This is a genomic window from Pontibacillus sp. HN14, from assembly GCF_021129245.1.
Classification (GTDB): domain Bacteria; phylum Bacillota; class Bacilli; order Bacillales; family BH030062; genus Pontibacillus.
In genome coordinates, this window is the sequence record NZ_JAJOLR010000001.1 from 1,568,878 (window position 1) to 1,594,212 (window position 25,335).

Below are 25,335 nucleotides of genomic sequence, written 5' to 3' on the forward strand. Positions count from 1 at the left end.
GGAGCGAGGTTCCAATAATTATCCAGCTATCTTAAAGGTAATGAGCGGAAACTCTCCTTTTGTGACAGACATCTCGATTTCGTATAAGTCCCGTTCATTTACATGCTTCTCAAGATGCATCATGAATTCTTCTAATGAGTGGACTAATGACTGATCAAAAGCAGACAAGTCTAGCGAAGAATCTACATGGTACGTCATATGAAATTGATTATGCCGAACATGAAACTGAACGACCCAAAGAGAAAAGTGTGGTGCTTTGAGATTCATTAGTTTTGATTCTTCTCTTGAATCAGCAATAATATGTTGGAGTTTCTCTTTTACTAATTCCATCTTGTCCATTGTGGCATACCCATAAACGAGCTGTAATTGATTCATCCAATCGTGCCGGTAATGCCGCAGGAGATTCTCCACCTCATCAACTTTCATCATATCCCGCCCCTTTTATCATAATAGTAAAAGTATAGCAGACTTAGGGTCTTTGGGAAAAGATTGTTGAGTAGAAGCGATTTCATTCAAGAGGGTTAATACGAGAGGATTTTTCCTTTACGAATTCATATGACAATTGAAGCTCATTCATTAGATGCATCTTTATATTTAACAGAATCGGCATCTCAATAAAAAAACTCTAACCCGAAGGCTAGAGTTTTTCTAAAAAGCTTACGCTTCTTGAGCTACAGGGTATACGCTAACTTTTTTGCGGTTACGACCGTAGCGTTCGAATTTAACAACACCATCTACTTTAGAGAATAGTGTGTCGTCACCACCGATGCCTACGTTAGCACCTGGGTAAACTTTTGTACCACGTTGACGGTAAAGAATAGAACCAGCTGTCGCAAACTGACCGTCAGCACGCTTCGCTCCAAGACGCTTAGACTCAGAGTCACGACCGTTCTTTGTACTACCTACACCCTTCTTTTGGGCGAAGAATTGTAAATTCAGACGTAGCATTGGGCTGCACCTCCTTATGGTTCGACTATTGTAATATATTGACCATAATCACGTTTAATGGTTTCAAGTGATACCATCATGCCCTCTAACAAGAGTTGTGCTTTCTCAAACACAGCAGGAGATAAGGAATTCGGGAGTTCAACTCTCAAATAGCCTCCTTCACCTTCTTGCTCGATGACAGGTTCAAATTCACAAAGCTCCATCACAGCGTTCACTGCACCAAACGATACAGCTGAGACAGCAGCACATACGAGATCATGTCCATAAGGTCCACTTTCAGCATGTCCACTTAACTCAAAATCTATGATTTGTCTTTGCTCATTTCGTGTTACAAGCACCTGGATCATAAGGCACCCTTACGCGTTGATTTTTTCAACAGTAAGTTTTGTGTAAGGTTGACGATGACCTTGTTTACGCTTGTAGTTCTTTTTAGGCTTGTATTTGAATACAGTTACTTTGCGGCCACGGTCTTGTTTGTCGACTTTAGCCGTAACAGAAGCACCGTCAACGTAAGGAGCTCCGACTTTCGTGTCTTCGCCACCTACTACAAGTACCTTGTCGAACGTTACGTTTTCACCATTAGCAGCTTCAACTTTTTCAACGTAGATTGTTTGACCTTCTTCTACTTTGACTTGTTTGCCACCAGTTTCAATAATTGCGTACATACTTGCACCTCCTCTTGCACTCAGACTCGCCATGCAGGTGCTCCATCAGGAGCTTAAAAACCTGTTTTGAGCGGTTGTAGCACTTGGTGCTACGAGACATAACATATAGATGTTACCACCTCTAAAACAACCTGTCAAGAGACCCGTCGATATAAAAAGGTCGCTCTTGCAGGTTTTTCTGATCTCCTACATAACGGATGCGATAAGAACTATCGCTTGTACTATTATTAAGGACAAAGACTTCTTTGTAAAGAACAGATTTTAATTTTTCAACATCACATCTCTCCCTGAACTCGGAAAGGAGCTCAGGATCGACTTCAAGCACAATGACATCCTTATCACTTCTCCGGTAAGAAAGAAGTTCTCGCTCTAGCTGATAGGCCTTCGTTTCGAGTGTTAATACATGTCCTGCTCTTAGCTCTGATATCCGATAAGGAAGCGATGAAGAGGTGCGCTTTCTTGTTAGCTCTACTAGCCCAAGCCGAGTAAATCCGAGCACTTCAGAACGTACAGGGTCTTGCTTTAGTTCCTTCTTAAGAGCCGAAAGAACCCGCTGTTGATCTTTTGGATTTTTCATCGTGATAAAGTCGATTAAGATCATTCCAGAAAGGTTCCTAAGCCTCAGTTGCTTTGCGACTTCTTTAGCTGCTGCGACATTCGTCTGCAAAACAGATTGAGCCTTTGAGGCTTTCCCAACCCTTTTTGCTGAATTGACGTCGATGACCACCATCGCTTCTGTCTGATCAAGTACAATCTCCCCGCCACCTTGGAGTGAGACCTTCCGCTCGATGACCTTCTCCATTACCTGATTCGCAGTAAATGGCCAAGCATGAGTCGAATCTTTCCACTCACACTTCGAAGCAAGATAAGGGTAGCGGTGGTCGATTCGCCGTTTTACCCATTGTTCGTCCACCGCAATTGATTGAATTTCCTTTTCTCCGTATTGCCGGATCAACTGATCCGGAATGACAGGATCCTCAAAAGCAAGTACGGGCGGTTTCTGATTTTGAAAGGCTGTTTCAATCTCTTTCCATTCTTGTTGCAATCGACTGAAGGCCTCTTTCAATTCTGAATCCGTCATCGTTTTAGAAGAGGTTCGGAATAAAACCCCTTCTTCTCCGACACTCCAACTTGTGGCTAACGCCAGCAACTCTTCACGTCTGTCTTGTTCAATTTTCTTCGATACAGCGTGATAGTGCCCAAATGGAAGGTAAACGATGTGTTGCCCTGGCAGCGTTACATTTGCCGTTAATTGCGCCCCTTTATCTTCAATGGCGTCTTTTGTAACCTGCACCCACAATGCCTGGCCTTCATGAATCAGCTGTTCGATCCTTTTTTCAGAGTCTAATCTTGAAGCAGGGATTTCTGAACACTTCAAAAAACCAAGCTTATTAGGGCCAAAATGAACAAAGGCCGCTTGTAAGCTTGGTTCGATATTCACCACTCTACCTTTATAAATGTTCCCGATCAGATCGCCATCATCTTTTCTTGAAACAGATAAACGGTCCAAAGTTCCGTCATCCGTTACGATCGCCCATTTCTCTGATGGGAGCGTTTGAATATAAATATCTTTCATCTTCTTCACCTTTTCTTATGAAGCAAACCATTCTGCGAGTTCGCTTGCCTTAGCGCGAGATTGTTTCATCGTGAAATAATAATACAAACATTCCCCTTCATCTATCTGTGCCCGACTTTGATTAGGACGGGTGACAAAGATTTGATGATGGTTCCCTCGTTTGAATTGCCTGAAGATATGCATGACAGGGATATCCTCGTTCACGTGAATGGCACGGAGTTTACGAACTTTCTCTCCATTCTGTTCATGACGTTTCATTAGATACCGCAGAAAGGAATACTCTCTTTGCCTCCATTCTAGCCGATTTTCCCATAACAGGAAAGCAGCCAAAAAGATGGTGCTTAAAGAAAAGGGCAAGAAAACCATGGCCAGGATTAACGCAACCACCAGAAAACTTAGCGATAAGTATAATAGAATTTGCTGGGCGCGGACAAAGGGAAGGGCATAGGAAAGGGAAAGGAACAAGAGCTTCCCTCCATCAAGGGGCCAAATGGGTAATAAATTAAACAAAAATAATATCCCATTGTACAACAGCATCATTTCAATCGTTCCCGGTGACACCCAACCCGTGTACCCTAATAACGTAATGGCTCCCCATAGCCATGCGTGCTGTAAAGGCCCTGCCAAAACAACCAGTACTTCCTCATGAAATGGTCGTGTATGGTGTTCTTCTGTTTCCATCACGCCTCCAAAAGGCCATAGCATAACAGAACGAATTCTCCACTTAAAAAAGCGGGCCATCGCATAATGACCCAGCTCATGAATCCATACAAGGGAAAACATAATAACAAGCTGCCACAGGGAACCGGTCAAAATGCCGATTCCCAGCAGAAGCCAAAGCAACGGATGAACGTGAAAATGATTATTGATCAGCCTCGTCATGAACCTGGATCACCTCAATTGGATCAACGAATTGATCACCTTTTTGTATGGCAAAATAAACGGTCTCAGCCGTTCCATTTTCAGAAGGAGCCGTCTTTCCAATTACACTCCCAGCCGTTACCTGTTGGTACTGATTCACATTCACTTCAGATAAGTATCCATAGTGCGATTTGCTTCCATCTGCATGTTGAATAATGACGGTGTTTCCGGTATCTTCTTTCTTCCCTGCAAACTCCACCATTCCAGAACCAGAGGCATGAATCTCTTCTTGAGAGGAAGTTTCAATAACCACCCCTTGCCCATTTGTTTGAAATGATTCCCTTATACTCCCGCTCACAGGAAGAGCCAATTCACCCGCTGCCGTTGGAACCGCGTCCTCTTCTCCTGGAGATTGGGGAAGAAACGCCAACGGCTCACCAAACTTCTCCATATACCACTGATTCACGGCTGCAAATTGGAATTCTTCTGTTACGGCCTGATCGACCCATTCTTTTGGCCTGTCTAAATAGCCAACATCAAGTCTGTATAAGATCGCAACAGAGAAAAATAAAACACCCGCTATAACGCTTTTAAATAAGAAAGCCGTCAGAAACTGAGCATTTGCATTTGAACCTCGATCGCTTTCGGAAAAAGGGAAGTAGCCGTGTTTCTCTTCTTCTTGTACAGAAGGAACGATAGGAGTTGATGTAGATTTCTTTTCTCCTCCTACCCCTCGTTTCTTTTTCCGATCTGCGATTGATCTTCGAATATCTTTCACGTCTCTTTTCATAGCCTCTCCTCATTCCTTCATCCATTCTTTGTACAAGTTTATGTTGGACCTAGACAAGTTATGATTTAGGAGAAAAGATTAAAATGGATTTTACAAGTCTGTTAGGTTGAGAGGTACCAAAAAAGCTCCGTTCAGTGTGAAGTGTCACACTGAACGGAGCTTTCTTTCATCTTTATTACGTTTAAGAACGAATCCCGAAGAATCGTTTTACCTTTGATAGCATACTTTTATTCTCTTCTAATGATAACAAAGGCACAGATTCCCCTAGTATTCTTCTGGAGATATTGCGGTATGCCAGAGCTGCTTTCGTATTCGGTTGAAACGCTACAGGCTCACCGTGATTAGACGCTTTAATGACCTCATCATCATCAGCTACAATACCCAATAGATCAATAGATAAAATAGTGACTATTTCATCGACATCCAGCATGTCCCCATTTTGGACCATGTGGTTTCTAATACGGTTCACAATAAGGCGCGGTGCTTCCACATCCTCTTGTTCTAATAAACCAATAATACGATCGGCATCACGGACAGATGATTTCTCAGGCGTTGTCACAACAATCGCTTTGTCCGCTCCTGCCACAGCATTTTTATAGCCTTGTTCAATACCTGCTGGACAGTCAATTAATATGTAATCATAGTCCTGTTTCAGCTCTTGAACAATCGTCACCATTCCTTCTGGTGTTAAGTCTGACTTATCACTTGTTTGTGCAGCAGGCAATAACGATAAGTCCTCAAAACGCTTATCTTTTATCAAGGCTTGCTTGAGACGGCAACGTTCTTGAATGACATCTACAATGTCATAAATAATCCGGTTCTCAAGCCCCATCACCACGTCAAGGTTGCGGAGACCTATATCCGTATCAACTAAACACACCTTCTTCCCCATTAGCGCTAAGGCTGTACCGAGGTTGGCAGTAGTCGTGGTCTTTCCGACGCCACCTTTTCCTGATGTAATTACGATCGACTCACCCATTTAGCATGCTCCTTTCTACCCCTTTTAACTCAGGGCGCTTTTGTGTGAGAAGTTGCAAACGATCAATGATGATCTTTTCTTGTTTGTCATCGACATACCCGCATTCCATATACGCTCCCTCAGCCTCTTCATAATCTGGAGAGCGGCTTAAGAAGTCTGCAATTCGCAGTTGGTTCGGTTTCATATATGCGGCAGCGATCACAGCATTCTGATTTCCATTTACACCCGCATGGGCGATTCCTCTTAAATTTCCCATTACATAGATGTTACCTGTTGCCACGATCTTCCCTCCAGGGTTCACATCCCCTACGAGTAACAGATCACCGCGCACCTCTAACACTTGTCCACTACGGATGACTTTAAACACCGGATTCACTGCCCGGTCAATTTCCCACTCACGCGCTTCTTCCTTTGTCACGACGTTTGAGTAGATTTCATCTATCACAAGTTTATTATGGCGACGAATGACTTCAATCAGCTCATCTTTTTGCTCATTTGTTAGGTACCGATTTCCAACCTGGATATTTACAGTGATCATCGGCTGGTCTTCGTCTACATAGTTTTGAGAAATCTTTTGGTCTAATTCATAAAGAACATCGTTAAACGAACATGTATCATCAATGTGTAATGTCAGGCCGTCTTTTGTGCCTTTTATAGTAACGACTTGCTTCTTGGTACTCACGGAAGCTTCACCTCAAACAATATATTCGACTCTTGTTATCGCAATTCCTTTCGCCTATACGGCTTTCTGGCTTGCCAATTGCTCTTCTGACCACTTGTAAAGAAGAGATGGTACGAATGGATATAAAACGAGCGTGAAGACTAGATTAGCCAGTAAAGTAGGAATTAAACTCATAAGCGCGTACGTTTCCCATGTCATGACAAATCCTTGTACAGAGGAGTACAGGAAGAAGATGAGCGCATCAGCCATAGCTACACCAACGACACTCATTAAAATAGCTACAAACATGTTGGCGTGAAGAAGCTTCTTTAAGCCATGTACGATATACGCCGTAATTCCATAGGTAAACATATAGACCCCAAGTATATCGGTATACAGGAGATCAAACAGAAAACCAAATAAAATTCCATATAAAACGCAATAATACGTGTAGTCAAAATCGTAAAAGATCGCTATGTACACAAGAAAGACAAACACCCAATGAGGGATAATATAATAATCGGAAAGGAGCCATTCCTTTGGTAAGAAATCAGTAGCTGTTCCTTCTAATACAAGAAATAGCAGAAGAATGGCCGGAAGGATTAAACGCTTCATTGTCCATCCTCCTCTTCCCCTTCTGGGTCCTCTGGTTGCTCATCTAATTTTGGTGAAAACATATCTCGATCAATGACTGACACGTGATTGATTTCATAAAAGTCAGCTGCTGGTTCGACATAGGCGAGTTGAGTTAATCCATATTCATCGATTACGACTTCACGGACTTTCCCGATCTCTAACCCACTAGGGAACACGCCTCCCATACCAGAGCTCACCACAAGTTGCCCTTTTTCAATCTTGGCATCATAGGGGATTTCTTTCAAGAGAAGAGCCTTCTCTTTTTCATCATACCCGCCCTCAATTAAACCGTATTGGTTCTCATCTCCGACGACTTTAGCATGAATAAGGTTGTTTCCTCCGAAGCCACTTAACAACTGGATCGTCGATGTGACTTGAGAAGTACTTTGAATCTTCCCGATCATTCCTTTTCCAGTAATGACCGCCATCCCTTTCTTGACGCCGTGTTGCTCCCCTTTGTTAATGGTAAGTTGCTTATACCAACGCTCTTCAGGGCCACGGGCGATGACTGTCCCCTGAATAGGGGTGTAGTCTCCTAGACTTTCATTCTTATCGAGCATACTGCGTAGTTCTTTATTTTCTTTCTTCAATAACTGAATTTCTTCTAGTAAATTACGGTCCTCAAGCAGTTTCTGCTTTAACACTTGATTCTGCTCATATGTGTTCTTTACATCTTTGATGTTATCAAAGGTCCCTGTCACAAATTGCACAGGGGCATGAAAAGCTGTCTGAACCCAACCGATTGTATCTTGCAAGAACTGTTCCGGAAGCGTTAAATGATCCCGGTCTCTAATGGTAAATCCAATGAGCGCCACCAGGAAAATAATGCTTACAAGAATGAGAATCAGTCGTTTGTTTCGAAAAAATGATGGCATACCTTACACCTTCTTAATCCATGCTTCTAGACGCCACATTTGGCTGAGATCTGAAATGATGAATGTATTCTAACGATTTCCCTGTTCCAATAGCCACACAGTCCAGTGGGTCTTCAGCGACGAAGACAGGCATTTTCGTTTCATCACTAATGACGGTATCAATATTTTTCAATAAAGCTCCGCCACCTGTTAACACAATACCACGATCCATAATATCAGCCGAAAGCTCCGGCGGCGTTTTCTCGAGGGTATTCTTTACAGCATCTACAATTTGATCAACCGTGTCTTTAAGAGAACCAGCAATCTCTTCTGCTGTAATGGTAATCGTCTTTGGAAGACCCGTTACAAGGTCGCGTCCTCTAATATCTAATTCTTCATTTTCAGAAGGTTTCCCTGCTGTACCAATTTCCATTTTCAGCGTCTCAGCAGAGCGTTCCCCAATCATAAGATTGTATTGTTTGCGAATGTACTGAATAATAGAATCGTCCATTTCATCACCGGCTACACGAATCGATTGGCTCGTTACAATCCCTCCAAGAGAGATAATCGCGACCTCAGTCGTTCCCCCACCAATGTCTACAACCATACTACCAGTCGGCTCCCACACTGGCAAACCAGCTCCGATCGCAGCAGCGAATGGCTCTGCAATTGGAAACGCATCTTTAGCTCCCGCTTGTTTCGTAGCATCAATAACTGCCCGTTCTTCCACCATCGTAATACCAGAAGGAACACAGACCATGACATTCGGTTTTCTGGCAAATGATGAACGATTCTTCTGCGCTTGTTTGATGTAATACTTCATCATCGCTGCTGTTGTATCATAATCAGCAATGACCCCATCCTTCATGGGACGGATAACCGAGATGTTCGCAGGCGTTCTGCCGACCATGTTTTTAGCAGAGCTACCTACAGCCTGAATTTCTCCTGAACCCATATTCTTTGCAACAACAGAAGGCTCTCTCACGACAACCCCTTTACCTTTCAAGAAAACAAGCGTATTTGCTGTACCTAAATCAATCCCTAAATCTTGTGAAAAACCAAATCCAACCACCATACATCTTCCTTTCTATGACCAGATCGCGAACGTACTTAGTCGTTTCTTTATTCTTATTATGTAATGTTAGTCTTTATTTTCGTTCCCTCATTTCCATCAAAAGGAACTTCATTTTTTATCAAGTGAACAAGCGCCAAACGGAAGTCTTACAAAACTTCACGCCTGGCGCTTGATGACATTGGGTTTCTTTTCAATTATACGAAAAAAAAGTAGAAATAGATAGTAGTAATCGGGTCATTTTTTAAGGAATAGTCTGATTGAATGAGTGAAGGTGGAGGCTTGAACTGAATATAAGCGAACGTTTACAAATAACCTTTTTCTTTAAGCGAGACATATTTATGGTCACCAATGACAAGATGATCAAGGACTTCAATCCCTAACATCTTTCCGCACTCAATCAGTCGACGGGTCACTTGGATATCTTCTTGTGAGGGCGATGGATCTCCTGAGGGATGATTGTGGGCACATATAATAGAGGCCGCAGAACGTTTGACAGCTTCCTTGAACACCTCGCGAGGATGCACGATCGAGGCGTTTAAACTACCAATGAAAATCGTTTGTCGATGAACGACTTGATTTTTCGTATTTAAAAAAAGGACCACAAAGTGCTCCTGCTTTAAATCCTGCATCTCTTCCATGACATAATCAGCACCGTCTTCCGGGCTCCTTATGGTGTATCGTTCCGATGGCTTGTGAAAGTGAATGCGCTTCCCGACCTCAAGGGCAGCTAGAACATTCACAGCTTTCGCGTCTCCAATTCCTTTAATCGCTGTTAATTCTTCAATCGTTGCATCTTTCAACAACATTAATCCTTCAAAATGAACGAGAAGCCTTTGAGAAAGAGACATCACCGATTCATTTTTGGTACCTGTTCCTAACAAAATCGCCAGGAGTTCCTGGTTGGACAATTGACGTGCCCCCAATCGAATCAGACGCTCTCTTGGTCGATCCTCCTGGGGGACCTGCTTAATAAATACAGGCGCTTCTGGCACATCAACGCCTCCTTTCGCTTAATTCCCTGTTTGATCATTCTTGACTTCAGGCAGTAAAGGATAGACGCCATAAGCTTGCAGGGAGCGAACGACACGCGATAAAGGTAAACCAACGACATTGTTGTAATCGCCTTTGATTCCTTTCACAAGTGTAGCCCCGTACGTTTGAATACCATAGCCACCCGCTTTATCGAAAGGATCACCTGTTTCGATATAATACTCCATTTCATCCTTTGTTAAAGGCCAGAATTCAACCGTCGTCTTCTCTACAATAAACGATTCTTGTTCAGAAGATCGCAGCATAACACCTGTATACACTTCATGTTGCGCCCCACTCAACATAGAGAGCATTTCGTATGCTTCTTCTGCTGTTTTCGGCTTACCAAGAACCTTTCCTTCAAAGCTCACGATCGTATCCGCACTCAGAATAACCTCGTTATGTTCTTCAAGGTTGACCGTACGATTCTTGAGCTCTGCGAGTGCTTGGACATACGCGCGTGGATTGTAGAAAGGTAAGCTCGATTCATCAGCGTCCTGCTTTCTCGTTTTAAAGGGGATATGAACTTGTTCTAATAATTCTTTTCTTCTTGGAGAAGAAGAAGCTAAAATAAGTTGTGACATATACATCATCCTTTTCTAGTTGTAATCGATTCAGGGTATTATGATCATACCGTTTCTTTCCTCCTTACGCAAAAGGGTGAAAGCAATGATTACATTCTTTACTGTATTTTAATATTTGAGTTTAAGCTTACAAAAATGTAAATTCCCCTATCTTCCATGATCGGAAAATGGGAAAAAGCAAGCCCAACAGCTTGCCCTTCCCTTTATTTCAAAACGTTAAACTCCGATCGTAACAATGTTTCGCTTTGGCGAATACTAAAATCCAACTGCCAGGCTCCCATTCCACCTAACCGGTAGCCCCGAACAAGCTCAAACTTCGCGAGTAAGCTTCTAGGGTCCTCAAACCACACCTCATGAGTACGCCCTGCTTCATCCTTATACCGAAACCACGGAGCTTCTGATTGTTCATCATAATGGATGCTACTTTCATGCTGAATATACTTACTAATCGCATGTTGCACAGAATAAGCTTTCCCTTTTACCCCTTCCTTGCTAACCACCCAATCATAGGCATACATCGGAATACCAAGCATTAATTTCTCCCGTGGAACCACGGAGGTTGCAAAGTCCAACGTCTTCTTTATTTCTTGAATGGGAGCGATCGGTCCAGAAGCACCACCAAGCCAGTGCCAATTGTAGGTCATCAGGAACAGGCTATCTGCGTACCTTCCGAGCGTCTTGTAATCATAAGCAGCAGCGTAGGATGGTGATCTGCTCCCACTCATCGGAGGTACCGCAATATGCACCTCCATGTTATGAGGATGCAAGCGCTCACCCACTTGTTTTATAAAAGACGAGAACAGACTGCGGTCTTCCGGACGAAGTCCTTCAAAGTCGATAACAACCCCTTTATAATCGTGTCGGTCCAATACCATATAGAGGTTTTCAATCAACTTTTTTCGCTTATTTTCGTTCGCCATTAGATCATGAGCAAGCTCCGGATCAAAACCACTTCCACTTAAGTTCGTTAGCGTCGCGAATGGAGAAATCCCCTTTCTCCACGCCTCTGCAACACTATTATTTAAAGGAAGGGAGGATAAAGTCCCGTCCTGATTCGGATTATAGCTGAATAGATAGATCGTTGTTAAATACCTGCCAAGAGCACTCATCATTTCATCATTATACCCCTGGTCTTTTGGAATAAAGTACGCCCCCACTTTTACGTTCGTTTTCTCTTTTTGCGGAATTTGAAGGGTATCCCCCGTTAGGATTAAAGAAGAATGAAGACCGTTCAGTTCCATAAGCTCATCTATAGGAATCTGATGACGCTTAGCAATTTTATATAAAGAATCACCCGGTTGCACCATATAGGACTGACCAGGTATTAAAATGGACTGACCTTGTACAAGCTTACGTTCGCCAGGCATGCCATTCAGTTTCGCAAGCTGATCAGCCGTAACGTTATACCTATCCCCTATTTTATAGAGGGAATCCCCTTTTTGAGTAATATGAATAACTTCTGCTTTCATATGACCTCCGAACAAAAACAAACTGATACATAAAAGCACCCCCGTACAGATGGATCGATTCATCGTGTGTCCTCCTTTATGGAATACCTATAGGATGTCTAGGAGGAGTAGGTATTTATGCACTGTGTCCCTTCGAAGTTGAGAGAATATCCCCGTTCTTCTTCTTACAAAAAAGATGCTCCCCATAAGGAAAGCATCTGCTATGCTACTTCATATATTGTTCGTAAGCATACCATATGGACAGCATACTCGTTTGCATATTCCATAATCCTTGCGTGCTTTTGTTTTGCTGAAACGTTTCTGCTGCCTTGCCAAACTGATTAAACCCTTCCTGAATAGGAGCCGTTCGCTCTGATGCCTCATTAGGTATGGCTTGTTTCCAAGCCTTTACCTTAGATGTTACGTCTGAAACAGCGCCTCCTCCTGTGTCCATTAAGGATGTAGTGATAGGAAGGATCCCTTTCCATGACTCCATACCCGAATGGATCCACTTTCCTTCGGCTTGCGCGACTTTACGTTCCCCACTTGCGACGTGCCATTCCTTCACAAACGTCTCAAACCCCTGATCTTTCAAATAGGTCGCAATCTTCTCCCCGTTCTCCTTTGAGGACGCAACGCCTGCGAATAAATAAAACTGACCATCTCTCGGCCAAATAAATCCTTCAAGACCCTTATCAGAGAGGTTCTGCGACCATGTCTTTGCTTTCTCCTCCGTCGAGAAAATTCCCGCCTGTACCACAAAAGCAGAGACGTCAGGGAAAGCAATGGCCTGAGCGGTTCCGCCTGCAGCGGTTCCTTCCCCATTTTGAGCGGCACCAGTCTGAAGAGCAGGCATGGCAGGTTGAGCATTGTCTGCTGTACCATCGATCCCCCCGAAGATACGGATCATAATAAAACCAATCACTGTTCCAACCAGAATAGCTGAGGCAGCCGCTATGAGTAATTGTTTCATTTCAGATGGCAGCGAGAACGATCGTTTCTTAGATGGATAGCTCCGCTCAATGACCGGAATTTCTTCTTCGTCCTCATCTTCCCCTGTTTGTTTCTTCTTCTCTTGCTCCTCCATCCATTCTTCTATAGCAGATGCCTGCTCTTCTTTTGCGACGAACAGCTCATCTTTTACTTTCTGGGCTTTTACCTTCTTCTCTTTTCCTTCATGGTCTCGTTCAAGATAGGTATCCTCTCCATTAATGCGAACGGAGATCTTATTGTGCTTGTCCACATGCTCCCCTCATTTCTCTACTAGTTTGTTCCAATCTATCACAGCGTCAGAGAAAAGAAAGGCGAGTTGTGTCAGGTGGGGTTCTTGTCTTTTCGATAAATTCTTTCAAAAAGAACAAAAAAAGCCACCCTTTCTTAAAAAGGGTGACTACGGTGTGTCTGAATTTTCTTCGCTGGTAAGATCACCGTCTCCTTCAAAAGGCGACTCCTTCTGTGAAGGTTCTGGATAATGATACTGAGGCAATTCATCCTGCAAATCCCTTAAATCAGGCTCATAAAAGGCTGAGAATGTAACGAGGAAGGAGATTTGATCCGCTCCCTCTTCCATGCCTTCTGGCTGAAATTCGATTTCATCGAAACTGATTAAACGCGGAATACGCTCTAACTCCTCAAGAAAAAGCGTCAAATCACTGAAAGTCTTCGCCATAACCGTAACCTGATACGTGAGCGCATTCACTGAAGGCATAACTGGAGGGGCTTCCCTTTCTACTTCTTCTGTTTGCTCTTCCCCTTCAGCTGTTTCATCAGGTGTCTCACTCGCTGAATCATCCGTATTCTCCTCTTCCTCTACAACTGCTTCAATTTCCTGATCGCCATTTAAGCTGACCGATTCAATAAACGTTCCTGACACATTTTCAGCTCGCTCCATGGCTAAGATTACCTGGTCTTGTACAGGGAGAACAGGAAGCTTCTGCTGCAGTTCTCGTGATGTTTGTAGCGTAAGGTCCTGCTGCTCCATTTCCTGGTCAGCAAGAGAGTTAAGAATTCTTTCTTCATTCTCTAGGGAAGTCTCTACCCGCTCAACCTCTTCTAACGCCGGGTCCACATAGAGGGAGTGAACACCCCAGTACACTCCGAGACATAATATAACAAGGATGACTACAACGATCGTATGTATCCGGGTCCACTCAATCCTCATCTTCACGATCCCCCTCTTCCCAAAGATCTTTATCAAGTGTCACTTCATATTCTGCTACATACCTTGGTCTGTATTGAGTAGGATCTAAATCTTCTTCGAGCACATTTGACGTAATTTGTTGAACCGAAACATCAGATACGTAATCTTCGTCTATTAAACGATTGGTGTAGGCCGCCACATCCTGAAAATCGTCAAAGCGAACATAAAGAAGGAGTGACTGCGGGCGAACGTATACGTATCGCTCAAAGAACCCCCGCTCAGGAAGCAAGGAAACCATGCGTTCAAGTAATGATACTGCAGGGAAGAGGTTGCTCTCTAACGCTTCAACCGATCGCTTCAGTTCACGACGATTCGTTTGAACCTCATCTTTCAGCGCTTCTTGATACTCCTGTTGCTGTACTCTCACCTGTTGAATTTGGCTATTTACATCTTCTACTTCATCTAGTGCAGCCTGCTTGTCCATGTAAAGGAGAAGCCAGATCAAAAGAAGGGCAAGCAATGCGACAAGACCTAACAAATAAGGCACTACATTTTGTTTCTCTTTCTGTTCGAGTAAGTTAATTTCTACCTTCATAACCCTTCGATCCCCCTCAAGACTTCCATCTTTCTATGGCTTCAATGCCAGGCCAACACTCTCTGCATAGCGAAATGGAATGTCCTCATCCCTTTCAGCTGAATACTCACCCGGTTCAATCATTCTCACATCAAGATTAAAATGGATATGACACTTCTTGTACACATCCTCTAGCCACGGAAAGTCACCTGATATTAATAGATTCGTAACAGCTGACTCCCCGTTTGTAACAGAGTAGCGATAGAAGTTCATGATCCGCTCTACTTCTCTCATTTGTTCATCTATGTAAGCATCCAATTCTTTCTCATTCCCCGTCCAGCGAACAGCATCATCATCCGTGTGAGGAACTTCCCAAAGCGATTCATCCAATCCACTCTTCATGTAGCGTGTAAAATGAGGATGATCGTCATGAAAGACCGTAATGACAACACCATCCATATTCCACTGAAGCGTTAAGAGATGATCTTCAGGACGCGCATAATCTAAATCGTAATATAGCCGGTACAAAGATAAAAATGTTAAATCCGCTACAGCTGGCTTTGTATTCGCTTCAAGGAGAGCTAACTCGAAGTCCCGGATTCTGGTTTCCGGATAAGCAAAAAGGAGCACTTCATTCATATTCACCTTCTCCTCTAACACCACATAGTCAAACACAGGCTCTTCAAAAGGAAGATGTAAAGATTCACCAAGTTGCATATATAAATAGCCCTTCACTTCATCGGCTGTTTTTAGATCATTGGGAATATGAAACGGTTTAATGATCACGGACGCATCGGGTACGCTAAAGTACACCTTCTTCTTCCGCCACTCTTTCTCTTCAGCGAGTTCTGCTATAACAGCATTTAAGGCTCTCTGGTCAATCACTTTCCCCTCTTCAATAATCCCACTTTCAAGATAGCGTTCCCCGTAATCCACTACACCGGAGAAATCCGGAGTCTCACATTCTATGTATCGGATGACATGGTCTTTAAATATAATGTTAACTCTCTCTTTCGATTTCTTAAAACCTAGCATAATAGGTCACCTGCCTTTATTCCTAGAATAATTGAAGATACCACTCAATGATAGAGGAACCGAAGAAATAAGTCGTCAATGCCCCCAAAACAATATAAGGACCAAAGGGAACAGGCTTTTTCCGATCTATCTTCTTGAATAAAAGAAGCCCTCCGCTAATGATCGATCCGTACAAAGTAGATAAAAAGAATGCTAGAAGAACGCCCGGCAATCCAAGCACAATGCCAATAACGCCAAACAACTTCATATCTCCCCCGCCCATACCGCCTCGGCTGACTAAAATGATAATCATAGTTAAAAGGAAGCCAGTTAATCCACCAGCAATCGGGTTCCACCATGGCTCTAGTGGAGAGATGATTCGTCCTATGATAAGGAGCGGTAGGAAAAAGAGTAGGATGTTGTTTGAAATGAGCATATAATTGAGATCCGTTACCGTAATAATGACGAGAAGAGATGAGAAGAGCAGAGCGACAATTAGTTCTGTTGAGAAACCAAAACGTATGAAGCTGTATGCATACAAAAACCCCGTAGCCGCTTCGACTATCGGGTAGAGGGGGGATATTTTTGTTTTGCAGTTGCGGCATTTACCTTTCAAATATGTATATGATAAGACTGGTACTAAATCATACCAAGCTAATTTATTTTTACAGTACTGACAAATTGAGCGCGATTGGTCAAACATTTGTTTTTTAGGTACTCTTAGACCTACCACGTTAAAAAAAGATCCTATAATAAGACCTAATAGCAAAAAGTATATTATAAATAAAACATCCATCAACGCATCCCCAATATATGTAAGTTATAGATCCCTCAGCGAGGGATCTATGTTATCAATCATATTAATTTCCTGAAGATGTAACATCACCTACACTACCTCTATCTAATGAAGACACATCTCCACTAACAGTATACTTTTCACTAGACACCGTTACTGTGTAAGTCGTTTCTCCAGTAGAAGCTCCATCAGCATCCGTAGCTGTAGAAGGCGTAACGCTGCCTGTAAAGCCTTCCCTATTCTCTAAATAACCTGCAGTAGCAAGTTCTTCTAAAGTTTTTTCAGTGTCCACTCCTTCAGATGTCTCCATCAGACGATAAGCTTCTACAGCTTGTTCAGCAGTCCTAATCACTGCATCCTTCTTGCTATTCTCAACAACATTCGCAATACTAGGAATCGCAATCGCCGCAATAATCCCTAAAATAACAATAACAGCAAGTAGTTCAACAAGTGTGAAACCTTTCTCATCTTTGTTCATCAATTGACGAAACTTCTTTAACATGAGTTTGTTCTCCCCTTTTTCTATAAGAATAATTATGACACCATCATTACAAAAACGACCACATCATCAACACGGATTTTGTCATGTCTGGTCGGTTGCACTACTCGCTCCAGGGTGGCTAAGTGCCCATATACAGCCAGCCTTTCGTCGCTTCCGGTGGTATCTTCGTACGTGTGATCATCTATATCCATTATAGTAAATACGTCTCATTATTACCACTATTATCTTATGAATTTAGCACATTTACCCAATTTGTTCGAAGATCGAGAACATCGGAATGGCAATGGCTGCTACAATGCCCCCGACAATAAGCGCCAGGAAAGCGATCATAACAGGCTCTATTAAACTCTTAATTCGATCGGTTGCATAATCTAGTTCTGATTCGTAAAAATCCGCAACTTTCCCGAGCATATGGTCTAAAGAACCAGAGCTCTCCCCAACGGAAATCATTTGAGTGACAAGAGGAGGAAAGATCCAATGATTTTTCATGGGACCAGCCATTGATTCCCCTTTTTCTAGGGACTTTCTTGTCGTTTTAAGGACCGATTCGACAACTTTATTTCCGACAATGCGTTCTGTGATATAGACCGCCTGTAAAATAGGCACAGAGCTGTTAAACAAAGAGCTCATTGTTCGGGTCATACGGGCTAACACCGATTTTTGTATGAGAGGACCAAATATCGGAATTCTTAATTTCATAAGATCAAGCCCATAGGAAAATCGCGGGTACTGTTTCATATACCGAATTACCCCGTAAGCAAGGAGTGGAATAACGATGAACAGCCACCACATCTTTTGAGAGATCTCCCCAAGGCTCATGACAAACTGAGTAATCGGCGGGATGTCTCCACCAAAGGAGAGAAACATGTCCGCAAATCTCGGCACGACGAAACTTAATAGGAAGATGACGATTCCAATCGCAATTACTAGAACGACTAACGGATAGGCAAGCGCTGAAATCACCTTTTGACGCGTGTCATATTGCTTCTCATAGTAAGCTGCCAGGCGATCTAAGATTTCATCTAAATTACCTCCCGCTTCCCCTGCCCGGACCATATTCACAAACAGATCAGGGAAAATCTTTTGGTGCTTTTCTGCAGCATCAGAGAACGATAATCCACCCTCTAGATCTTCTGCAATCCCGGTAAGCGCTCGCTGCAGCGCCTTACTCGACGTTTGATCTTTCAGAATGTAGGTCGATTGAATAAGCGAGATACCAGATTCTAGCAGCGTCGCAAATTGGCGAAGGTAGATGACAAATTCTTTATTTTTCACCTGACTGCCGATTTGAATATCCTTATATAAAATGCTATTTAGTTCATTAATCGTTGCAACGGTCATTCCGTCGTCTTTTAATTTGCCGACCGCTTCACGCTTTGAATCCGCCTTAATACGGCCTTCTTTCATCTTCCCTTTAGACGTACGGGCTTTGTACTTGAAGTAAGCCATCGCCTACTGCCCCCTCTCTTCTAAAAACGGGGCCGCCGCTTCTGTTGTGATAACCCCTTCCTCAACTAAAGCACGAACAGAGAAATCAAGGGTGTGCATCCCTTGTGCTTTCGACGTCTGGATGATGTTTGGAATCTGGTGAATCTTCTCGTTCCGGATTAAGTTCTTCACAGCAGACGTATTCATAAGCACTTCCGTAGCTGCCCGCCGTCCTTTCTTATCCTTACGCTGAAACAAGCGCTGGGATACGATCGCCTGCAGGACGCTTGCCATCTGAATGCGGACTTGCGTTTGCTGGTTCGGAGGGAATACGTCAATAATTCGATCGATCGTACTCGCCGCTCCGGTCGTATGCAGCGTACCTAGCACAAGGTGACCTGTTTCTGCTGCTGTGATCGCTGTTGAAATCGTCTCTAAATCTCTCATTTCACCCACTAAAATAACGTCCGGGTCCTGACGTAAACAAGCGCGCAGCCCATTGGCGAAGTTATTCGTATCAAACCCGACTTCCCTCTGATCTATAATCGAATACCGATGAGAATGTAAATACTCAATCGGGTCTTCTAGCGTAATAATATGGCGTCGCATGGAATTATTCATATAGTCAATCATGGAAGCGAGAGTGGTAGATTTACCGCTTCCAGTAGGCCCGGTAACAAGCACGAGTCCCTGAGGCTTTTCAGAGATTTCCCTCAGTACATTTGGCATATGTAAGGCATCTAATGTCGGAATTTCCGTTGGGACGATTCGAACTGCAAGGGACACACAGTTCCGCTGATGATACGCATTAATGCGGAAACGAGATACGCCTGGGATTCCATAAGAGAAATCAACCTCTCCCGTTTCCTCAAACTTCTCCCATAAGGTTTCAGATAATATAGCTCTCGCCATGCCTTCTGTATCATCTGGTCGCATCGTTTCTTTCCCGTACTGCTTTAAATCACCGTGAAGGCGAAAGATCGGAGGAACACCGACCGTGATGTGGATATCTGATGCTTTTAATTCAAACGCTGCTCGTAACAATTTCTCAAACCGCTCTTTCACGACAACACCTCCTTACTCACTTTTCGCTACACGCAATACTTCTTCTGTTGTGGTATAGCCTTGTTTCACTTTTAACAGCCCGTCATCGACTAAGAAGATCATTCCTTTCTTCCAGGCGTACTCCTTAATCTGAGACATTGACTTGTTGTTCATCATCATATTCCGAATCGTTTCATCGATCGTCAGTACTTCCTGAATCGCCATACGCCCCCGGTAGCCTGTGTGCTGACAGCTGTTGCATCCTGTTCCTTTATAGACCGTATCTGCTTTTAATCCCCGTTTACGGAATAAATCTTGTTCAACTTCAGTTGGAGTATAGCCTTCTTTACAATCACGACAGATTTTCCGAACAAGCCGCTGGGCAACAATGCCTGACACTGAAGACATGACAAGATAAGGTTCAACGTCCATATCGATTAAACGAGGGATCGTAGCAATCGCACTATTCGTATGAAGCGTACTGAACACGAGGTGCCCGGTTAAAGAAGCTCGAATCGCAATCTCAGCTGTTTCAGAGTCCCTGATCTCACCGACCATAATAATGTTTGGATCCTGTCTTAAAATCGACCGGAGTCCGGCTGAAAAGGTAAGGCCGATATTGGCATTCACCTGAACCTGATTGATCTTCTCAAGCTGATACTCAACCGGATCCTCTACCGTAATGATATTAACATCATCTGTGTTCAAGTGATTTAAAGAGGCATAGAGGGTAGAAGATTTCCCTGATCCTGTAGGGCCTGTAATTAAGACAAGTCCTGAGGGCTGGTTCACTAGTTCCAAGTAACGCTTGTAATTGACCTTGTTAAAGTTTAAGTCTGATAGTTTCCCCATCGCACTGCCTAAATTCAGGATTCGGACTACGATCTTTTCCCCATATACAGTCGGGAGAGTGGAAATACGTAAATCTACTGCTGTGTGATCAATGACCGTCTTAATCCGTCCATCTTGAGGTAACCGAACTTCTGTAATGTTTAAATTAGCCATAATCTTTACACGTGCCGTCAATGAATTTTGCATCGTTTTAGATAGAGCCTGTTCCGTCCGAAGCACACCGTCGATTCTATAACGGATCAAGACTTTCGTTTCCTGAGGATCAATATGAATGTCACTCGCCCTCATTTGTACACCTGCTTGAAGGAGCTGATTTAACAGCCGAATCGCCGGGGCATCATCCGGGTCGTCCGATGGCTCGAGGTCTTCCCCATTGTTCAGATTGTAATATTTATTGATCGCCTGATAGATTTCATCCTTCGTCGCGATAACAGGTGAAATACGGAATCCTGTCGAGATCTGCAAATCATCAATTGCATAATAATCCATCGGATCATTCATCGCGACGACAAGTTCATGATCTTCTTTACTGATAGGAATCAAGATGTTTCGTCTGGCAAATTCCTTCGATACAAGAGATAACAGATTTGTATCAATTGGATATTGATAGAGCGAAATCCGGGGTGTGCCCAACTGAAATTCCAATACTTCAATTAACTGTTGCTCGGTGATGTACCCTTTATCAAGTAAGACGTCTCCTAGCTTCTGTCCACCCTCTTTCGTCTCCAGTGCTTCTTTAATTTGTCCCTCTGTAATCATATCTGCTTCTTTTAAAAGGTCACCCAGACGTTTACGTTCTGCCACTTGTTATTCTCCTCACTTTCTCTCCGTACGGAAAATGCGAACTCAATTGGGTAGAGTCCGCATTCCTAAACCGTTATTCCCCTTTGGATGGACCTTCATCAGGGCTCCATATTCCACCTGTTCCATCAGTATCTTCTCCGCCGTTTCCTTCAGTCGATCCTCCAGAGGTCCCATCATCTTCCCCTTCACCCGAGGATTCAGCAGGATCCTTGCTTTCTTGTCCACCTTCTGATCCGCTCGTTTCGCCGTCTTCATTTCCGTCATTCTGGCCATCACTGTTTTCTTCATCGCCACTCTCACTATTGCCACCTGATTCAGCTTCACCATCTGATAGAGATCCGTTTTGATCCGTCCCGCCATTTTCAGATGTGACAGGTTCAACTGGTTCCGGACGTTCCTCTAGTTTGTGAACAGGTGCATAATAGTCCTGGGTGATAAATTCTGAATCAATAGCTACATTGTCCTGATCATAAATCTCACGGTACACATCATAGATCAGTCCCGTCTCCCCATCACGCTTCACATCTATTCCAGTAGCAAGATCACTATACTGGATAATGGTACGAGGTTCTATTTGGCGCTCATTTTCAATAAGTACGTCATAGCTATAGGAGGTCGGATACCCTATAATCTGAACGGAAAGCGATTCTTCGCTTACTTCCATTTCAATTCGGTACAAGGACTCATTAGGATTGAAGAAAACAAAGTCATGACCTTCATCTAGGTCTAAGCTCGCTTCTCTCCCCTTTTGGGCATAGGAAGGAAGATGCTGACTAATATGACGTTGGATAATTGAGAAATTGGTCTTTAGGACAGCTCCATATAAACCTGACGCCACTACATTCAGGGCAGGTTGCTGGTGTAGAGGAACATCACTGACTTGTTCAAGCAATGAAACATTTGTACGTGGTTCAATGACTAAACCATCCAATTCATTTGTGTATGTAAACACGTCAACTCCATCAGGTATGGGTTGCTCGAATTCCGCTATCACTTTGTAGAGGGATTCTGTCCCTGCGCTCACGTAATCATAGACCGAATAGGTTAAAGGCTGATCCGCTAGCACTTCCACTTGTGACTTTATGTCAGCAGTGAGTTTATCAAGCAGAAGATTATCATACACATCCTCACCAAATGAATCCTTCTGCTCTTCTAAAGCTGACGGGTTAAACCGAACAGAAAGGGGGGTAGCACTCCCATTTTGTAAGCTGTCTAATGTATCCGCTACGCCCACCGTTAAGAAGTCTTCTGATAAAACAATCGTTTCGTCTTCTGTCAGCATTTCAACCGGATGAACATCGAGCCAGTCCTGCACTCTGTTTCGAAGAGCCGTTTCAGCTTCTTGGCGAGTCATTCCGTCCACCGGTATCTCCCCGATTGTTGTTCCTTCTTCATATGTTTTAGGCCCTGCCATGACAACATCATAAGCAAATGCCCCACCAACAGAGAAACCATAAATAAACAGGGCCATTGCAAGGAGGTACATGAAAAATTTCAAATCCCACCGTTTATCCACAACGCATTCTCCCTATCTTATATGGTTTAGCCTTCAACACTCATCGTCAAATCAACGACTACACTTGGGCCTTGATCCTGGGCAAGCTTCACATCGTCTTCTGTAAGCTCGTCACCCTCGTTAAATAAAATATTGCCACGAGCATCGACGATATCTTTTTGAACCACTTTTCCTTTAAGGAGCTGTAGCTGTTTGTTGTGAATGCCTTCAAGTTTTGAAGCAGGCTTTTCTTTCTCCTCTTCTTCTACAACCTCTTCCACCTCTTCAGAAATAAGAGACGCAGAAGCTGACTCTTCCTCTGGGGTAACTTCTTCTACAAGCTCAAGCTGAGGTTCAACATCTTCTGGAACATCTTGATTCCATGCCCCTGTTGTCTCTTCACTTACAAGCGTACTTTCTAGCTCATCTTGGACAGAAGAGGCTGGCTGATCTTGTGGTACCGGTACAGGCTCAGCAGGAACGGTCTCTTTTACTTTCTCCTCTGCAGCTACAGCCACCGGCTCTTTCGTTACCGTTTCTTGTTGAGTAACTTTAGCTGGTGCCGATTCAGGTTCCCCTGTCAGTTCTTCAAGCGTTGTCACATGCTGCGTTAACGCTTCTTCGCTAACAATGGTCATATGCTCGCTGTAGGTCACAACTGAGGCACTTTCTAGAACCACTTCTTCATTCCCCATTTGTACGGATGCTGCGATTACTTTTCCAGTATCATCATTCACGTAATACTCCGTGACTTCTCCAATCAATTGTCCTTTACGAGTCATCACTTTAGAACCGATGATCTTCACTTTCTTATTAATTAACTCGTTTGCAATCGGAATCTCATCAAGGTCTAGAATCGCGGTTGTACTCTCAATTGTGACCGCATATTCCCCAACCCCGATTACCTTTTTAAACGGAATCGCTTTTACACTAACTTGCCAATCTTTATGTTCAATCGTTAGAAAATCAACATGTCCTTCGTCTGGATTAATGACAAGTGACTTAACTCTGCCGACTTCCTTTCCATCTACGATACTAATAATGGGCAATTCCGTAATTTCATGACTTCTTTTCATTGTTCATCACACCTATTTCTTTAGTAGTCTATGAATCTAAATTTTCTTTCGCGAAGTCTTGTATATACTCTAATTCAGCTACAATCATTGGATAATCTGAAAACTTGTCCAAAAGCTCATGGGTCCATTCATTTAATTTCTGATAATGCTGGTGCTCTATATGATGCTGCAAAAGCAGGGAGGCAAAGGTGTAATAGTCCTGGTCTGGCAGGGATGGTTGTAAAAACTTTTTAACGTACTGTGCATAATCGTCAGAGGACAAGATCTCTTCCTGAACCATAACTTCTTCTACAAGAGAATGAAGCATTTGCGTCTGGAACACACTCTTTAAAGGCTTCGCTATTTCTTCAGAAGGAGCTCCTTCTAAAGGAACTTCATCTTCTAGTGCATCTGGCTCATGATCAACCCACTCTACCATTTCAAATGCAGACTCATTACCTTCTAGTTCTTCGACTTCATCTTCTTGCTGAAAATCTTCATCGTCTAACGGCTCAAGGTCTTCCAGAACTTCCTCCCTAAGCGCCAATTCCTCTTCTTCATCCAACTCTTCTAGAGGCTCGAGTACATCTTCTTCATCAACCCATTCAGGAGCAGAATCTACCACTACATTCCCCTCGCCCCGATCATCTGTATAACCTTCATCAATGACCTCTAGGATAGAGGAACGATCCTCAAAGGAGTCCCCTAGAGCGTGTTCTTCTTCTGCCTCATCTTCTTCCATCCAATCAGAACGCGCGGCTAACAACTCTTCCTCAGGAGAAACAACTGGTTCATCTGTACTTAAAGGTTCCTCTTCTATTATGACATCTAATTCTGCTGGTTCTTCTTCGTCGCTTGCATCTGGTTCAACGTCTGATAACTCTTCTGCAAGAAGAACATCCTCTTCTTTACTATCGTCAGAACGGTTGTCTACTTCAACCGTTTGAGACACAATCAGATCTTCTTTCTCAACATCCATCTCTTCCTCAGCGTGTGCAACAGGTTCGATCTCCTTCTCTTCCTTATGTACAGCTTCATTTGAAACGGACGTATCACGGACAAGAACGAACTGCTGCAAGCGACGGTTTAACAATAATGCCGTTAAGAAAGCTAATAATACTAGTATCAAACTGCTTTGCCACCAGGCGAACGTGACCTTTGATGCATAAGTGGCCAAAGCGATTAATGCAGAAGCTCCGATTAAATAGAACTTCCCTTTCCGATCGAGTTGTATAGGTATGTAAGAGGCTCCTACTAAAAGAATGCCAACCGCAATAAGAGCGCCGATATATCCAACCACAATCTCACCTCTTCCTTAATTGGAAAAATGGTATCCTTCATCATCCAACAAATTGCTTATCAAGAAACTTCCATCAAAATTTTTGTAAAAAAATGGTCCTATAACCACCAGAGAGTGAATATGTAATGTTATAGAATCATTGTATAATAAAGTCAACCCATTTAAAAGGTCCTATTTCGACATCCGCCCACCGATAATGAGACCTATATTTCTTCCAAATTCACG

General features: G+C 43.2%; 27 protein-coding genes, 1 riboswitch and 1 other annotated feature. All 27 genes read right to left on the reverse strand.

The genetic code is table 11. The annotated features are described in order from the left end of the window. Window positions 1-18 precede the first annotated feature (18 nt). Window positions 19-429 carry a Spo0B domain-containing protein gene (locus tag LQ226_RS08165; protein ID WP_231417331.1) on the reverse strand — a complete coding sequence of 137 codons (411 nt, stop codon included), beginning with the start codon at window positions 427-429 and terminating at the stop codon, window positions 19-21. 228 nt (window positions 430-657) lie between these two features. Then, window positions 658-948: a 50S ribosomal protein L27 gene (gene rpmA / locus LQ226_RS08170; RefSeq protein WP_036784714.1), complete on the reverse strand. Its 291-nt coding sequence runs from the start codon at window positions 946-948 to the stop codon at window positions 658-660. A 14-nt stretch (window positions 949-962) separates the two neighbouring features. Next, window positions 963-1,295 (reverse strand): ribosomal-processing cysteine protease Prp, encoded by a 333-nt coding sequence (locus LQ226_RS08175; protein ID WP_231417332.1) that lies wholly within the window; start codon window positions 1,293-1,295, stop codon window positions 963-965. Between the two features lie 9 nt (window positions 1,296-1,304). After that, window positions 1,305-1,613, reverse strand: coding sequence for a 50S ribosomal protein L21 (rplU, locus tag LQ226_RS08180; protein ID WP_036784710.1), 309 nt, complete (start codon window positions 1,611-1,613; stop codon window positions 1,305-1,307). 12 nt (window positions 1,614-1,625) lie between these two features. Continuing rightward, window positions 1,626-1,699, reverse strand: a sequence feature (ribosomal protein L21 leader region). A 35-nt stretch (window positions 1,700-1,734) separates the two neighbouring features. Beyond that, the gene (locus LQ226_RS08185; protein WP_231417333.1) at window positions 1,735-3,189 is read right to left on the reverse strand and encodes an Rne/Rng family ribonuclease; all 1,455 of its coding nucleotides are present in this window, start codon (window positions 3,187-3,189) and stop codon (window positions 1,735-1,737) included. Between the two features lie 15 nt (window positions 3,190-3,204). Next, window positions 3,205-4,071: a M50 family metallopeptidase gene (locus LQ226_RS08190; protein WP_231417334.1), complete on the reverse strand. Its 867-nt coding sequence runs from the start codon at window positions 4,069-4,071 to the stop codon at window positions 3,205-3,207. After that, the gene (locus LQ226_RS08195; protein ID WP_231417335.1) at window positions 4,052-4,840 is read right to left on the reverse strand and encodes a M23 family metallopeptidase; all 789 of its coding nucleotides are present in this window, start codon (window positions 4,838-4,840) and stop codon (window positions 4,052-4,054) included. Before LQ226_RS08195 ends, LQ226_RS08190 begins: the two co-directional genes overlap by 20 nt. A gap of 181 nt (window positions 4,841-5,021) precedes the next feature. Continuing rightward, entirely contained in the window at window positions 5,022-5,819 is a 798-nt protein-coding gene (gene minD, locus LQ226_RS08200; RefSeq protein ID WP_231417336.1) for a septum site-determining protein MinD, read from the reverse strand. Beyond that, complete coding sequence (gene minC / locus LQ226_RS08205; protein WP_231417337.1) at window positions 5,812-6,501, reverse strand: septum site-determining protein MinC; 690 nt, start codon at window positions 6,499-6,501, stop codon at window positions 5,812-5,814. The genes minD and minC overlap by 8 nt, the downstream gene beginning before the upstream one ends. 54 nt (window positions 6,502-6,555) lie before the next feature. Then, a complete protein-coding gene (gene mreD / locus LQ226_RS08210; RefSeq protein ID WP_231417338.1) occupies window positions 6,556-7,095 on the reverse strand; it encodes a rod shape-determining protein MreD in 540 nt (179 codons plus the stop codon). Next, window positions 7,092-7,991 (reverse strand): rod shape-determining protein MreC, encoded by a 900-nt coding sequence (gene mreC / locus LQ226_RS08215; protein ID WP_231417339.1) that lies wholly within the window; start codon window positions 7,989-7,991, stop codon window positions 7,092-7,094. Before mreC ends, mreD begins: the two co-directional genes overlap by 4 nt. A gap of 13 nt (window positions 7,992-8,004) precedes the next feature. Then, entirely contained in the window at window positions 8,005-9,045 is a 1,041-nt protein-coding gene (locus tag LQ226_RS08220; protein ID WP_231417340.1) for a rod shape-determining protein, read from the reverse strand. 302 nt (window positions 9,046-9,347) lie between these two features. Further along, window positions 9,348-10,037 carry a RadC family protein gene (gene radC, locus LQ226_RS08225; RefSeq protein ID WP_231417341.1) on the reverse strand — a complete coding sequence of 230 codons (690 nt, stop codon included), beginning with the start codon at window positions 10,035-10,037 and terminating at the stop codon, window positions 9,348-9,350. Between the two features lie 18 nt (window positions 10,038-10,055). Next, window positions 10,056-10,658, reverse strand: a complete 603-nt coding sequence (locus tag LQ226_RS08230; RefSeq protein WP_231417342.1) for a Maf family protein — start codon at window positions 10,656-10,658, stop codon at window positions 10,056-10,058. A 203-nt stretch (window positions 10,659-10,861) separates the two neighbouring features. After that, window positions 10,862-12,190 carry a glycoside hydrolase family 18 protein gene (locus LQ226_RS08235; RefSeq protein WP_231417343.1) on the reverse strand — a complete coding sequence of 443 codons (1,329 nt, stop codon included), beginning with the start codon at window positions 12,188-12,190 and terminating at the stop codon, window positions 10,862-10,864. A 142-nt stretch (window positions 12,191-12,332) separates the two neighbouring features. Beyond that, window positions 12,333-13,349 (reverse strand): SPOR domain-containing protein, encoded by a 1,017-nt coding sequence (locus tag LQ226_RS21135; protein WP_231417344.1) that lies wholly within the window; start codon window positions 13,347-13,349, stop codon window positions 12,333-12,335. A 147-nt stretch (window positions 13,350-13,496) separates the two neighbouring features. Next, the gene (locus LQ226_RS08245) at window positions 13,497-14,267 is read right to left on the reverse strand and encodes a hypothetical protein (RefSeq protein ID WP_231417345.1); all 771 of its coding nucleotides are present in this window, start codon (window positions 14,265-14,267) and stop codon (window positions 13,497-13,499) included. Further along, window positions 14,257-14,841, reverse strand: coding sequence for a hypothetical protein (locus LQ226_RS08250; protein ID WP_231417346.1), 585 nt, complete (start codon window positions 14,839-14,841; stop codon window positions 14,257-14,259). Before LQ226_RS08250 ends, LQ226_RS08245 begins: the two co-directional genes overlap by 11 nt. A 33-nt stretch (window positions 14,842-14,874) precedes the next feature. Further along, a complete protein-coding gene (gene pilM / locus LQ226_RS08255) occupies window positions 14,875-15,855 on the reverse strand; it encodes a type IV pilus biogenesis protein PilM (RefSeq protein ID WP_231417347.1) in 981 nt (326 codons plus the stop codon). A gap of 22 nt (window positions 15,856-15,877) precedes the next feature. Further along, window positions 15,878-16,630, reverse strand: coding sequence for a prepilin peptidase (locus LQ226_RS08260; RefSeq protein ID WP_231417348.1), 753 nt, complete (start codon window positions 16,628-16,630; stop codon window positions 15,878-15,880). 64 nt (window positions 16,631-16,694) lie between these two features. Beyond that, window positions 16,695-17,132, reverse strand: coding sequence for a prepilin-type N-terminal cleavage/methylation domain-containing protein (locus LQ226_RS08265; protein WP_231417349.1), 438 nt, complete (start codon window positions 17,130-17,132; stop codon window positions 16,695-16,697). Window positions 17,133-17,212: 80 nt separating this feature from the next. Then, window positions 17,213-17,296, reverse strand: a riboswitch (cyclic di-GMP riboswitch). A gap of 79 nt (window positions 17,297-17,375) precedes the next feature. After that, on the reverse strand, window positions 17,376-18,581 hold the full coding sequence (locus LQ226_RS08270; protein WP_231417350.1) for a type II secretion system F family protein: 1,206 nt from the start codon (window positions 18,579-18,581) through the stop codon (window positions 17,376-17,378). Between the two features lie 3 nt (window positions 18,582-18,584). Next, window positions 18,585-19,625 carry a type IV pilus twitching motility protein PilT gene (locus LQ226_RS08275; RefSeq protein ID WP_231417351.1) on the reverse strand — a complete coding sequence of 347 codons (1,041 nt, stop codon included), beginning with the start codon at window positions 19,623-19,625 and terminating at the stop codon, window positions 18,585-18,587. A 12-nt stretch (window positions 19,626-19,637) separates the two neighbouring features. Further along, window positions 19,638-21,215, reverse strand: coding sequence for a GspE/PulE family protein (locus LQ226_RS08280; RefSeq protein WP_231417606.1), 1,578 nt, complete (start codon window positions 21,213-21,215; stop codon window positions 19,638-19,640). Window positions 21,216-21,333: 118 nt separating this feature from the next. Next, window positions 21,334-22,776: a VanW family protein gene (locus LQ226_RS08285; protein ID WP_231417352.1), complete on the reverse strand. Its 1,443-nt coding sequence runs from the start codon at window positions 22,774-22,776 to the stop codon at window positions 21,334-21,336. Window positions 22,777-22,802: 26 nt separating this feature from the next. Next, entirely contained in the window at window positions 22,803-23,831 is a 1,029-nt protein-coding gene (locus tag LQ226_RS08290) for a PRC-barrel domain-containing protein (RefSeq protein ID WP_231417353.1), read from the reverse strand. 28 nt (window positions 23,832-23,859) lie between these two features. After that, the gene (locus LQ226_RS08295; RefSeq protein ID WP_231417354.1) at window positions 23,860-25,110 is read right to left on the reverse strand and encodes a hypothetical protein; all 1,251 of its coding nucleotides are present in this window, start codon (window positions 25,108-25,110) and stop codon (window positions 23,860-23,862) included. Window positions 25,111-25,335: the final 225 nt, after the last annotated feature.